Source organism: Flavobacterium chungangense LMG 26729 (assembly GCF_000735715.2).
GTDB lineage: Bacteria > Bacteroidota > Bacteroidia > Flavobacteriales > Flavobacteriaceae > Flavobacterium > Flavobacterium chungangense.
In genome coordinates, this window is the sequence record NZ_JASY01000016.1 from 1 (window position 1) to 13988 (window position 13988).

General features: G+C 32.7%; 14 protein-coding genes. 6 read left to right on the forward strand and 8 right to left on the reverse strand.

Going from position 1 to position 13988, the window contains the following annotated elements; genetic code table 11:
* Nucleotides 1-341: 341 nt before the first annotated feature.
* Nucleotides 342-1001, reverse strand: coding sequence for an alpha/beta hydrolase family protein (locus JE46_RS19480; protein WP_031456961.1), 660 nt, complete (start codon nt 999-1001; stop codon nt 342-344).
* 282 nt (nt 1002-1283) lie between these two features.
* Between JE46_RS19480 and JE46_RS19485 the strand changes: the two genes are divergently transcribed.
* Nucleotides 1284-1589 carry a GNAT family N-acetyltransferase gene (locus tag JE46_RS19485; RefSeq protein WP_236010723.1) on the forward strand — a complete coding sequence of 102 codons (306 nt, stop codon included), beginning with the start codon at nt 1284-1286 and terminating at the stop codon, nt 1587-1589.
* Between the two features lie 71 nt (nt 1590-1660).
* On the opposite strand, the gene JE46_RS19490 is transcribed toward JE46_RS19485, so the two are convergent.
* The 6 genes from JE46_RS19490 to JE46_RS19515 form a co-directional block, all read right to left on the reverse strand.
* Nucleotides 1661-3295 (reverse strand): ABC-F family ATP-binding cassette domain-containing protein, encoded by a 1635-nt coding sequence (locus JE46_RS19490; RefSeq protein WP_031456963.1) that lies wholly within the window; start codon nt 3293-3295, stop codon nt 1661-1663.
* Between the two features lie 205 nt (nt 3296-3500).
* Nucleotides 3501-4676 carry a GlmU family protein gene (locus JE46_RS19495; protein ID WP_031456964.1) on the reverse strand — a complete coding sequence of 392 codons (1176 nt, stop codon included), beginning with the start codon at nt 4674-4676 and terminating at the stop codon, nt 3501-3503.
* Nucleotides 4677-4811: 135 nt separating this feature from the next.
* A complete protein-coding gene (locus JE46_RS19500) occupies nt 4812-5339 on the reverse strand; it encodes a Cif family virulence factor (protein ID WP_031456965.1) in 528 nt (175 codons plus the stop codon).
* 11 nt (nt 5340-5350) lie between these two features.
* The gene (locus JE46_RS19505) at nt 5351-5776 is read right to left on the reverse strand and encodes a tautomerase family protein (RefSeq protein ID WP_031456966.1); all 426 of its coding nucleotides are present in this window, start codon (nt 5774-5776) and stop codon (nt 5351-5353) included.
* A 52-nt stretch (nt 5777-5828) separates the two neighbouring features.
* Complete coding sequence (locus JE46_RS19510) at nt 5829-6404, reverse strand: Crp/Fnr family transcriptional regulator (protein WP_031456967.1); 576 nt, start codon at nt 6402-6404, stop codon at nt 5829-5831.
* Nucleotides 6405-6545: 141 nt separating this feature from the next.
* On the reverse strand, nt 6546-6800 hold the full coding sequence (locus JE46_RS19515; RefSeq protein ID WP_031456968.1) for a type B 50S ribosomal protein L31: 255 nt from the start codon (nt 6798-6800) through the stop codon (nt 6546-6548).
* 247 nt (nt 6801-7047) lie between these two features.
* On the opposite strand from JE46_RS19515, the gene JE46_RS19520 reads away from it, so the two are divergent.
* From JE46_RS19520 to JE46_RS19540, 5 genes are all read left to right on the forward strand, one after another.
* Nucleotides 7048-7578: a DUF4199 domain-containing protein gene (locus tag JE46_RS19520; protein WP_031456969.1), complete on the forward strand. Its 531-nt coding sequence runs from the start codon at nt 7048-7050 to the stop codon at nt 7576-7578.
* Nucleotide 7579: 1 nt separating this feature from the next.
* A complete protein-coding gene (locus JE46_RS19525) occupies nt 7580-8536 on the forward strand; it encodes a glycosyltransferase family 2 protein (protein ID WP_031456970.1) in 957 nt (318 codons plus the stop codon).
* A gap of 134 nt (nt 8537-8670) precedes the next feature.
* Entirely contained in the window at nt 8671-10398 is a 1728-nt protein-coding gene (locus JE46_RS19530; protein WP_031456971.1) for a phospho-sugar mutase, read from the forward strand.
* A gap of 70 nt (nt 10399-10468) precedes the next feature.
* On the forward strand, nt 10469-12298 hold the full coding sequence (locus JE46_RS19535) for an ABC transporter ATP-binding protein (RefSeq protein WP_031456972.1): 1830 nt from the start codon (nt 10469-10471) through the stop codon (nt 12296-12298).
* Nucleotides 12299-12430: 132 nt separating this feature from the next.
* Nucleotides 12431-13132 (forward strand): DUF2971 domain-containing protein, encoded by a 702-nt coding sequence (locus JE46_RS19540; protein WP_031456973.1) that lies wholly within the window; start codon nt 12431-12433, stop codon nt 13130-13132.
* Nucleotides 13133-13247: 115 nt separating this feature from the next.
* Here JE46_RS19540 and JE46_RS19545 read toward each other — a convergent pair whose 3' ends face one another.
* Nucleotides 13248-13970: a CREC-EF hand family protein gene (locus JE46_RS19545; protein ID WP_031456974.1), complete on the reverse strand. Its 723-nt coding sequence runs from the start codon at nt 13968-13970 to the stop codon at nt 13248-13250.
* Nucleotides 13971-13988 lie beyond the last annotated feature (18 nt).

Sequence of the window (13988 nt, forward strand, 5' to 3'; positions counted from 1 at the left end):
TAGTACATCGTATATGTGCCTGTATTAGAGATAACAAAACATTTGAGGTTAGAAAATCAGCATAAATCTTATCAGGGACAACCCTTATTATCAACGAGTAAGATATAAAACCTTTTGTTGAATTCTTATTCGCAAACTTGCTGTGTCTTAAAATAAAACTAATTTAAATTTAAAAAAAAAGATTTATTAACTTGTTTATGTCATAGTAATCGGGGCTAAGACATTAGGTTTTATAAGAAGTTTACGTTTATTCTCCATATATCAGGCTGAGCGGATTCGAAGCCCCTTTTAAACGACTAAGTCCTCGACTCTGATGGGTCAAAGTAAGGTTGAATTTCATTTTATTCTTCCAATATAATCGAAGGCAAATTCTCATTAAGCCATTTGTATTTATTCAGAATCATAATATGAGTTCCGCCTTTTACAACAATACAGCTATTGATATATTTTATTGGAAAAACATCATCCTGATCGCCGTGAATATGAATTACTTTTTCATCAATCTCATTCCGGTTCCAACATATAACAGATTCTACAGCCCATTGCAGGTAATTCAAATCTCTAACAGCAAGAAATTTTTCATACAACTTAATCCGCTTATTGATTTTTTCACCAAAAGAAAACTTAGCCAGATTCTCTATATTCAAAATCAACTTCATCGGAATCAGCTTGTACGCTTTTGTGGTCTTACCAATTTTCATTCTTCTAGGAAATTCCATACTACTTCTCACACTCGAAATAATAATCACTTTTCGGGCATCGATATGTTTTGCCATTTCCTGAACCAGAATTCCCCCAAAAGAAACACCAATTAAAACAGGATTTTCATGTTTAATTTTTTTTGTAATTCGAAGCGCATAATCAGATAACGATTCTTTTAACTGAGGGATTTCCCATTCCAGCAAACAAACTTCAAAAACAGCTTCATCTAACTGGATTCTTTCAAAAATGGCCGGACTAGCAGCCAAACCAGGCATAAAATAAACAGGAATTTTACTCATTGCTAGAAAAGGAATTTAATTACAAAAGCTAAAATTACTTTTTTTACCAATATACACAGCAAATCTTACGCTTTAAATTGAATATCAAAATAAACAAAAACATAAAATCATTTCTAAGTTAACTTTAGAGCAGTCATTAAAAAATAATTTCATATTGAAAATCAAATGATTAACTTTACAGTCCAAATCATTCGTGTTTACTATTTTCCTATGATTTTTTTAAACCGAATCATCACCCTAAATCTATATTATATTTTTAAACCTGCTAAAAAATGATAAATTATGGAACCTATTGAAACTATTATGGCGGTCAAAGACAACACTTTTGCAAGACAATTTGAAACCATAGTTCCGGAAGGAATGCTTTCAGTTGAATATTCATTTCAGGAGAAAAAGATTTTCCTAACAAAAATAAACACTCCGGAAGATTTTAAAAATCAACTGCTAATAGACACATTACTTAAAAACATCATGGAGATTGTCATTGAAAAAAAAATGAAAGTAATGCCAATCCATCCGAAAATTGTATTGTTCATTAAAAAAAATCCGGAATATAAAGAATTGCTTCCACCTGGAATTCGAATTTAGAATTGTATTTATAAGAAAAAGAGATGTTCAATTTTGAACATCTCTTTTTCTTACTTCTCCTATATCAGGAATTATTTCTCAATCTCCCTCATAGAATCCATTTTTTTATGCGCCAGAAAACCTGCTACATCTTCAAAATGTTCTTTCACACGTTTATTTCCAAATTCAAAAACTTTAGTTGCCAATCCGTCAAGGAAATCACGATCATGAGAAACCAGAATCAATGTTCCGTCAAAATCACGCAAAGCATCCTTTATAATATCTTTGGTTTTCATATCCAGGTGATTTGAAGGCTCATCCAGAATCAACAAGTTTACCGGCTCAAGCAATAATTTGATCATTGCCAAACGGGTTTTTTCTCCACCCGAAAGCACTTTTACTTTTTTGGTAATGTCATCCCCCTGAAACATAAACGCCCCTAATATATTTTTAATCTGCGTACGAATATCTCCGACCGCAATAGCATCAATAGTTTCAAAAATTGTTGCATTTTCATCTAACAAAGAAGCCTGATTCTGAGCAAAATACCCAATTTGCGAGTTATGACCAATTTCTACACTTCCTTCATCAATACCAATTTCCTTCATAATGGCTTTGATCATAGTTGATTTTCCTTCACCATTCTTTCCAACAAAAGCAACTTTCTGACCGCGTTCGATTACAATATTAGCATCTTTAAAAACGACATGATCGCCGTAAGATTTAGAAAGATCTTTTACCACAACAGGATATTGTCCTGAACGTGCAGCCGGCGGAAATTTTAATTTTAGCGCAGAATTATCAACCTCATCAACCTGAACAATAACTAATTTTTCCAACATCTTAACACGCGACTGAACCGCATCTGTTTTAGAAAACGTTCCTTTAAAACGATCAATGAAAGCTCTGTTATCTGCAATCATTTTTTGCTGTTCGTCGTATGCTTTTTGCTGATGAACGCGACGGTCTTTTCTCAACTCTAAATAATGAGAATATTTGGCTTTATAATCGTAAATTCTTCCCATTGTCACTTCAATGGTACGATTTGTAATATTATCTACAAAAGCTCTGTCATGGGAAATCACCACAACTGCTTTAGCCTGATTAATTAAAAACTCTTCTAACCACTGAATACTTTCAATATCCATATGATTGGTAGGCTCATCCAACAAAATCAAATCAGGTTTTTGTAATAAAATTTTAGCCAATTCAATACGCATTCGCCATCCTCCTGAAAACTCAGAAGTTTGTCTTGCGAAATCTTCACGTTCAAAACCTAAACCAACTAAAATTTTCTCAACTTCAGCCTCATAATTTACCTCTTCAATTGCATAATACTTCTCACTTAAATCCGAAACCCTTTCGATCAGCTTCATGTAAGCATCACTTTCATAATCGGTACGAACGGTCAACTGCTCATTGATTTCATCAATCTCAGCTTTCATTTTAAAAACTTCACCAAATGCTTTTGACGCCTCTTCCATTACTGTTGAACCATCCTGAGTCAATAAATGCTGAGGCAGATAAGCTACAACAGCATCTTTTGGAGTTGAGATACTTCCGGTTGAAGGTTTGCTTTGACCTGCAATTATTTTTAAAAGTGTCGATTTTCCCGCGCCATTTTTACCCATAAGGGCAATTTTGTCATTTTCATTTATAGCAAAAGAAACATCGCTAAAAAGTGTAGTTCCACCAAACTGAACCGAAATATCGTTAACTGTAATCATTTAGATTTTTAGATTTTAGACTGCTTAGATTATTAGACATCTTAGCAAGTATTTTTTGAAGGTGCAAAGATAGATTTAATTAGAGAATGTGGCAATTAGATAATTAGATAATTTTTAAATTCACAAAAAGCAAAACCCGACAGTTTTTTTGAAACTTATCGGGTTTGCTAAAATTGTCTCATTGACTAATTATATTATTGACACATTAATCCTTTCGCCATTTTTTAGTTTCTTCAAAAACATGTTCTAAGATTGCGGCTTCAGTCTCATCAAACTCAATATTTCTTCTACCCATAACCAGCTTAGCAGTTTCAAAAGCTTTTTTGGTAATGTATGTCGTAAAACCGGCAGCTCCTCCCCAGGAGAAACTCGGAACAAAATTACGAGGAAAACCGCTTCCAAAAATATTAGCACTCACTCCTACTACCGTTCCGGTGTTAAACATCGTATTGATTCCGCATTTACTGTGATCCCCCATCATCAAACCGCAAAACTGAAGCCCTGTTTTTGCAAAACCTTCTGTTTCATAGCTCCATAATTTAACTTCTTCATAGTTATTTTTCAGATTCGAATTATTACTATCTGCACCAATATTACACCATTCACCCAAAACAGAATCACCTAAAAATCCGTCATGCCCTTTATTTGAATTAGCAAAAAGAACAGCACTCTTCACCTCTCCTCCTATCCTTGACCCCGGACCAACGGTTGTAGGACCGTACACTTTTGCATTTAGTTTTACCTGCGCATTTTCGCATAAAGCAAAAGGGCCACGAATTACGGTTCCTTCCATAATTTCGGCATTCTTACCTATATATATAGGACCAGTCGATGCATTCAGGGTAACAAACTCTAATTTAGCTCCCTCTTCAATAAAAATATTTTCTGGCGCAATAACATTTACACTTTTCGGAATTGGCTGTGATTTTCTGTCTTCTGTCAAATATGCAAAATCAGCACGAATAGCAGCATCATTTTTTGAGAAAATATCCCAGGTATGCTCAACTGTTAAACAATCATCGTTGTACTGAATAATTTCATACAAATCAAAATCAACTTCTTCCTGATTTTCAGTCGTAAAAAAGGCAATTACATCCTCGCCTTTAAAAATGGCCTGATTTTCCTTTAAATCAGAAACCATTTCGACAAGTGTATCATTTGGTAAATACGCAGCATTTATCATAACATTCTCTTCCATTTCCACCATCGGAAATTTAGCAGATAAATAATCTTCGGTAATGGTAGTAATAGTAGAGCCTAAACGAGCTTCCCACTTTTGACGAATCGTCATGATTCCGATTAGAATATCAGCCACAGGCCTTGTAAAAGTAAAAGGTAATAAAGCATTTCGAACGGGCCCGTCAAAAAGAATATAGTTCATAAAAAATAAATTTGGCGCTTGTTAAAATCTTGATTTGGTTATCAGGTTCAAAGTTACAAATATTTTATTTGTATCAGTAAACATGTTTTTCCGCGAAAGACACAGCCCTTTTCTATTCAAAATTAAGAACCAAATTTAGTTCCTATACCGCTCTTTAAGAGCGGGTTGTTTAAAATATTGAATCATTTCTAACGAATAAATTACACTTGTAATTTTCCATTTCCCATCTCTTTTTATGAGATTTAAATACTTGCTGCCCCAATTTGTCATTTTACCATCTGCCCAAAAACTGTAATCCATTGTTACAGAAGCCACAGTTCCATCTTCGATAACTTTAATATTATCAAACTTATCTTCAGTAGATTGGTGCCTGAACAAACTTCTCATAAAGCCTTTATACGATCCGGAGAAATAATTACTACCTGCTTTCACCTTCCCTTTTGCTTCAATTTCTTTGGCCTGAGTCCGATCTTTATAGCCTGCGCACCAGGTTACATTTCCATCATTAAATAAACCATAAAACACAACTGAATCTTTTGCAATGACACTTTTCGAATAGTCGTCAATCATGGCAAATATTATTTTTTTATCGTCTGTTTTTTGCTGCCCATAAAATGGCAAGATTACCAAAAGTAAAATCGCCGTTATTTTCAATTTTTCCATTTCTGTTTTATTTAAAGGTTATCTTCTTTTTTGAAATTTGAAATTTTATTGCTGATAATTTTATACTCAATAGTAAGACCTTCATAACCGTAAGCATCAGCTTTCATTTCTTCGATTGCTGAATAACTTACCGGATGAACATTTCCAAGTAGCTCTGACAGCAAATTATGCAAAGCCTCTATATATTTTGCCTTGTCGTCTTTGAGGTTGGTTGAGTCTGAAATTTTGATCGTCAAAAAGAAACTGTTCTTTTTTAATTCAGCTAAAGATTCTGAATTTACAAACCATAAATAATCCGGAATAAAAGATACGGTTACAACTGTAACTTCAGGCTTTTTATGCAGGATTTGATTTGTGAGACTACTAATCGTTTTTACGAGTTCTTTTGCTAAAGCAGGATTTTCTTTACCGCTGACTTTAAGATGAATTGCTGGCATACTTCAAATATTTATTGATTATTGAAGTACAAAATTCAATCTAAAAACACACTTATTTATTGATGTATGTTAAGAGTTTAATGCGGCTTAAAGATTCCGGTTTTATTCCTAAATAAGATGCAATATGGTATTGCGAAATTTCCTGTTCAATTCCGGGATAGGCTTTACAAAGGAGCTCAAACCTTTCTGTTGCAGAGTTTTTCAAAAATGAAGTTTCGCGTTTACATTTTTTAATGAAAAAAACATCTGAGATGTATTTTGCTAATTTCAAAAAATGGACATCTTCTTCAATCAACGCATTAAATTTTTCATAAGTAATACAGATGATTTCTGTATCAGCCAAAGCTTCAATATTGCAATTTGTTGGATTCTGGGTTAGATAGCTTGTATAGGCCGTAACCAGACTATTCTGCAGATAAAAATCATTATTGAATTCTACACTATCATTTTGAACATAAGACCTAAGTTTCCCGGAAACAACAAATCCTATGAATTCACAAACAGTTCCTTCCTGAATCAGAAATTCTTTTTTCTTTAAGGTTTTAATTTTAGTTAAGCTAATAAACTTTTCAAGATGGTGAATTTCCAGTCCGAGTTTATCTATAAAAATATCTTTAAGAAATTCCATTGCATTTTGATTTAGATAATTCTTTCAAAGATAAAGATTATTTGCATAGTCAAAACAGACAATTGGCTTTGAAGAATTTTAAAATTACGGCATAAAAAAACCTTCCGATTGGAAGGCTTTATATATAATTTAAAACAGCTATTATTTTTTAGCGTGTTTTGCATATTTAGTTTTGAACTTGTCAATACGTCCTGCAGTATCAATAAGTTTAGATTTACCAGTATAAAAAGGGTGAGATGTTCTTGAAATCTCCATTTTTACAACAGGATACTCAACTCCGTCAACTTCAATTGTTTCTCTTGTATCTGCAGTAGATTTAGTAATAAAAACGTCATCATTTGACATGTCTTTAAATGCAACTAATCTGTAATTTTCCGGGTGGATTCCTTTTTTCATCTTTTCTTTTTATTTATTGTTTCAGAGCACTTTTATTTTGAAGCTTTTTCATGGCTAGAAAAAGGTGTAAACAAAGGATACTCTTTTTTGTTTAAAACTTTTAATTATTTTGAGTTTGCAAATTTACAATTATTTTTTAATAAACAAATCTTTGTGTCTCTTTTTTTATATAATTGTAAAAACCAATTTTAATAGGGGAATAATATGGGAATTGTTATATTTGTAGATTATTTCGAAATCACCTCTAATGACAGGCATAATTAAAAAGACAGGATTTAAAATTGGCATTTATTTGGGCTTCCTTTTAATCCTTTTTATAAGTTACATTTATTTTCAGAATTTACAATTAATAACAAATGTCTGGGCAGGTGTTTTTACATTGGCTATTACAGTCTTTTTCGGAATAATTTCGATTGGATATACAAAAAAGAAATTAAACGGCTTTATTACTTTTAAAGAAGCATTTTCAGCTTATTTTTTCGCAATATTAATAGGAAGCATTATTTCTTGCCTCTACCTAATCTTGCTTTATAATTTTGTTCTTCCTCCAGAAACAAAAGAAATTATTCGACAAACAATGATTGATTTCAATATTAAACTAATGAAACAAGACCCCTCAGCAACTCAGAAAAAAATTGAGGAGGCCTTAAAATCATATAAAACATTTAATCCATTCAATCCTGTAGAAGTTATAACAACCTCAACAAAATACCTTTTAAGAGACTCTCTAATTGGTTTTTTAGTTGCTTTAATTTTTAGAAATAAGAGAATACAATAAAATGAATTTATCTATACTTATACCGCTTCTAAACGAGGAGGAATCACTGAAAGAACTCTACTCATGGATTATTAAAGTGATGCAGTCTAACAATTATTCTTATGAAATCATTTTTGTGGATGATGGCAGTACAGATGATTCGTGGAACATTATCGAAAGCTTTTCTAACAAAAATCCGAATGTAAAAGGAATTCGTTTTATGAAAAACTTTGGAAAATCGCAGGCACTACATGCTGGTTTTGCAAAAGCACAAGGTGATGTTATTATTACTATGGATGCCGATTTACAAGATAGTCCTGATGAAATTCCGGGACTGTACGAAATGATCACGACTCAGAAATATGATTTGGTTTCGGGCTGGAAAAAGAAACGTTACGACTCTGTTGTAGCCAAAAACCTTCCCTCTAAATTGTTTAACTGGGCAGCAAGAAAGACTTCCGGAGTTGAATTAAATGATTTTAACTGTGGATTAAAGGCTTACAAAAATGCCGTCGTAAAAAACGTTGAAGTTTCGGGCGAAATGCACAGATACATTCCGGTTTTGGCGAAAAATGCCGGATTTAACAAAATTGGCGAAAAAGTCGTAATTCACCAAGCCAGAAAATACGGTCAAACAAAATTTGGAATGGAGCGTTTCGTTAACGGATTCCTTGATTTGATTACGATTTGGTTTTTGTCACGATTCGGAAAAAGACCTATGCATTTGTTTGGCGCAATTGGCTCTTTAATGTTTATCATCGGATTTTTATTGGCCGGTTATATAGGGATCTCTAAATTATACCATATGTATAATGGAATGAAATATAGTTTAATTACCAGTAATCCCTGGTTTTTTATTGCGCTGACAACAATGATTTTAGGAACACAGTTATTTTTGGCAGGTTTTCTGGGAGAAATTATTTTGCGGACTAAAAACAACGAATCACGTTATAAAGTAGCACGGGAAGTTAATTTTTAACCTGAAGTCATAGCCCTGATGGGAACGGCATCCTTTTGTGGTTCCGTTTGTAACGGGATCACAAAAGATATAGTGTACAGCAGGATTAGCTCCTAAAAAAAATTATCTTTAATTTAAACATTAAAAAAAATTACATGAATATAGCTCCTAACATATTGAATGCTGTAAACGAATGGCTAACACCTACGTTTGATAAAGAAACACAAGCTTCCGTTAAGGAATTAATGACAACATCGCCGAAAGAACTTGAGGAAAGTTTTTATAAAAACCTGGAATTTGGAACTGGAGGAATGCGTGGTGTTATGGGGGTTGGAAACAACCGAATCAATAAATATACTCTTGGAAAAAACACGCAGGGACTTTCAGATTATTTGCATACAGTTTTTCCAAATCAGCCTATAAAAGTAGTAATTGCTTATGATTGTCGTCATAACAGTAATACTCTGGCCAAAGTTGTTGCCGATGTTTTTTCTGCAAACGGAATTCAGGTTTATTTGTTTTCAGATTTACGACCTACTCCTGAGTTGTCTTTTGCCCTTAAGTATTTAGGCTGTCAATGCGGAATCGTCCTTACTGCTTCGCACAATCCACCGGAATATAACGGATATAAAGTATATTGGGAAGATGGCGGACAAATTGTTCCCCCGGAAGATACTGCTATCATTAGCGTTATTGAAAGTTTAGATTATGACAAAATCAAATTCAACGCAAACGAAAGCCTGATTCAGTATATCGATACCGAAATCGACAAAGCTTTTGTAAAATCATCTATCGAAAATGCCAGTTTTAATACTCCGGCGGCTGCCAAAGATAATTTACAAATTGTTTTTACCTCTTTGCACGGAACTTCTATAAAATCAGTACCTGATACTTTATCACAAGCAGGCTACACAAATGTTCATATTGTTCCTGAACAAGCGATTCCTGATGGAAATTTCCCTACTGTAAAATCTCCAAATCCGGAAGAACCCGAAGCATTAACTATGGCTTTGGCATTGGCAGACAAAACCAATTCAGATATTGTAGTCGGAACAGATCCTGATTGTGATCGTTTGGGTGTTGCTGTTAGAAATAATGATGGAAAAATGATTTTGCTTAACGGAAATCAGACTATGGTTTTGATGACTTCTTTCCTTTTGAAACAATGGAAAAAAGCAGGCAAAATTAACGGAAAACAATTTGTGGGATCCACTATTGTTTCAACTCCGATGATTATGGAACTGGCAACTAATTATGGCGTAGAATGTAAAGTTGGTCTGACTGGCTTTAAATGGATTGCCAAAATGATTAAAGATTTTCCTGAACTTCAATTTATTGGTGGAGGAGAAGAAAGTTTTGGTTTTATGGTTGGAGATGCCGTTAGGGATAAAGATGCTGTTGCTGCTACTTTATTAATATGTGAAGTTGCCGCTCAGGCAAAAGCTGCCGGCAGTTCTGTCTATAAAGAACTTTTACAGTTGTATGTCGAAAATGGCTTTTATAAAGAATATTTAGTTTCATTAACCAAAAAAGGAATTGAAGGCTTAGAAGAAATTAATCAGATGATGATTAATTTAAGAGAAAATCCATTGAAAGAAATCAACGGGCAAAGAGTAATCATGGTTGAAGATTATCAATCATCTGTTGCTTTGAATTTATTGAGTGGTGAAGAATCTGTAATGGACATGCCAAAATCAAACGTTTTGATTTATTATACCGAAGATGGTTCTAAAATCTGTGCAAGACCAAGCGGAACAGAACCAAAAATTAAATTCTATATAAGTGTGAATGCACAAATTGAATCGGTTTTGGATTTTGATGAAGCAGAAAAATTCTTAGATCAAAAAATACAAAATATCATTGCAGACATGCAATTGAATTAATAAATATACATTTTTTTCAAAACCCGGTAGTTTCATAAACTGTCGGGTTTTAATGGTAAAAAACACCTAAATGAGTAATTTCAAAAAAATACTTCCTTTTTTATATCCGTATAAAAGATATGCTTACTTAAATATCTTTTTTAATGTTTTGTATGCTTTATTTGGAACACTTTCGTTTGTTTCTTTAATGCCTATGATGGATGTATTGTTCGGGCAATCCAAGAAAACTTATATTATTCCGGTTTACAAAGGAATTTGGAAACTAAAAAAATATTTATCAGATTATCTAAGTTATTATTTAACTTCAATTACTGATACCAACGGCATTGGATACACGTTATCAATATTGGTAACCGGAATTATCGTAATCTTTTTATTAAAAAACATCTCTGATTATCTTGCCATGTTTTTTATTACACATTTAAGAAATGGTATCCTAAGAGATATTCGAAATGCAATGTATAAAAAAACATTAGAATTACCATTAGCATTTTTCTCAGAAAAAAGAAAAGGTGATGTAATTTCGAGAATCTCTGCAGATGTAAATGAGGTGCAATCATCCTTTTTAGCCATTCTTGAACTTATTGTAAAAGAGCCGCTAACTATTATTTTTACTATAGTTGCCATGTTTACAATAAGTGTAAAACTGACTATTTTTGTATTTGTTTTTATTCCTATTTCAGGATATATAATCTCTTTAATAGGGAAACAATTAAAAAGAAAATCCACCAAAGCACAACAAGAACAAGGCACCTTTCTATCCACTATCGAGGAAACGCTTGGAGGACTAAAAGTAGTAAAAGGGTATAACTCTGAAAATTACTTTAATCGTGTATTCCAAAATTCAACTGATCGCTTTTTTAAATTATCAAACAGTATTGGAAATCGCCAAAACCTGGCTTCTCCCGCGAGCGAATTTATGGGTATTATGGTTATCGCCATTTTGCTTTGGTATGGAGGACAAATGGTTTTGATTGAACACACTTTAAAAGGTGCTGAATTTATTACCTATATGGGATTAGCATATAACATCCTTACACCTGCAAAATCAATATCTAAAGCCTCTTACGCTGTAAAAAGAGGAAATGCTGCTGCTGAACGTGTTTTAGAAATCCTGGACCAGGAAAACCCAATTACATCTAAACCGAAAGCTTTTGAAAAAGAAACCTTTGACAATAATATAAACATTGAGCATATTAACTTTAAATATGAAAATGAAACGGTTTTAAAAGACTTTTCGCTTCAAATTAAAAAAGGCCAGACTGTCGCGCTTGTGGGGCAATCCGGAAGTGGAAAAAGTACAATTGCAAATTTACTGACACGCTTTTATGATGTAACTGACGGAACAATTTCTATTGATGGGGTAAATATTAAAGAAATGAATCTACAATCTCTTCGAAGCCTAATGGGATTGGTAACTCAGGACAGTATTTTATTTAATGACACCATTAAGGCTAATATTGCACTAGGAAAATTAGATGCAACAGATGATGAAATTATTGAAGCCCTTAAAATCGCAAATGCATATGAATTTATAAAAGAACTACCTTTAGGAATTTACACAAACATTGGTGATAGCGGAAATAAATTATCCGGAGGCCAAAAACAACGCTTATCGATTGCACGTGCAGTGCTTAAAAATCCTCCAATTATGATTTTGGACGAAGCAACATCAGCATTAGATACCGAAAGCGAAAAATTTGTTCAGGTTGCCCTTGAGAACATGATGCAAAACAGAACTTCGATTGTGATCGCACACCGTCTTTCTACGATACAAAAAGCTGATGTAATTGTTGTGATGCAAAAAGGAAAAATTGTAGAACAAGGAACTCACGACGAATTAATTTCTCACAACGGAACTTATAATAAGCTTGTAACTATGCAGTCATTCGAATCTTAAGATTTACTTGTTCTAACAGCAAACATTTACACAGATTAAGGAAATATTAAAACTGCATTTAATTTTCTTTAATCTGTGTTTATTTTTATAACTTTAGGTTAGTTAAAGACAATCCTTTAATTCTTCCTGAAAATGTATCTTAACAACACAAACATAAAACTGCCGGAAGATCCTGATACTGTTGTTTGGAAATATCTTGATTTATCTAAATTTCTTGATTTACTGCTTTCAAACAAACTATTCATGTCCAGATCTGACAAGTTTGAAGATCAGTATGAAGGTACTTTCAGCGAACCTACTTTTGAGGAAATTAAAAAATTGGCTATTGACAATCCGGAGTTTTTAAATTATTACAAAACACATAGGGAAAAAGTCGCTGTCAGCAGCTGGCATATCAACGAGTATGAATCGTTTGCGATGTGGCAGATATTTACCCAAAACAGCGAAGGACTCGCTATTCAGTCTACAATTGGGAGGTTGCAAAAAGCAGTTAACCCTGAGAAAAATTTTGATCAATATATTGGCGAAGTAAATTACATTGATTACAAAAAAGAATACATACCCTTTGATGATTCATTTTTTCCTTTTTTATTCAAACGAAAAAGCTTTCAGTACGAGCGAGAGGTCCGAATCATTACAGACACTTCTCAAAGTAATTTAAAATTGAATGAAGGATTAAAAATTAACGTTGACATCAATGAGTTAATTGAAAAGATTTACATTCATCCCAAATCAGAAAACTGGTACAAAAAACTCATAATTGAATTGGTAGAACGTTTAGGTTTTGGATTAGAAATAGAAAAATCAGATTTAGAAAGTGATATTTTAATTTAAATTTTTTCTTTCCGCAGACAAAAAAAATGATATCCAAATAACACTAAACGCATTTAAAAAAAATAATTTTTTAAATGCGTTTAGTGTTAAATTGTTAATCTATTGCTAATCATTTTTAAATAGGCTTATAACTTACAGCTTCCCATTTTTTAGAAGTCAAATCAATATAATAATAATGCAAAACATCATTTTTATCAAACTGTCCATTTTGATTAGTATCTTCAATTGTTCTAAAATACAAACGCTTTTTGGATTCAATTAAACTCCAGTCAACCAACTCCTGCATATCTGTTGAAACTTTAGTGAAATTTTCTCCGCTAATATCACTTAAGTAAAGAGTCTTAATATCTCCAGTATCAATTTTCCCGTCTTTATTCGTATCTGAATCTGTCAAAGTATAAACCATAATTTGACTAAGGTTTTTATCTGCAAGTGCCTTTAAATAAGTCGCTGTTAAAATTAAAACTGGCTTATCAGATAATGGTCGGATAGAATCTGAATCTATTTTTTGAAATTTCAAATTTTGCAGATAACCTGTGATTTCAAATTCGCCTAAATTAGAAATTGTAAAACTTACATCATTTACACTCGATGATCCGTAACGTACCTTAGTTCCTTTTTCAAAGACTCTTAAATCTCCAACAGGATGAATCAAATAATCTGTACCTTCCATTTGGATAGGCAAATCAGCTATTTCAATTTGAGTTGAATCTGTTTTAGTTAAAGCACTTGTTTTATTTGATGTATCATAAGTCACTTTTGGTTTTTGAGCTTCTTCTTTACAGCTCGCTAAAGATCCAATAATTACTAAGGCTATATATTTAAAATAATTTTTCATCTGCATCAATTATATTCG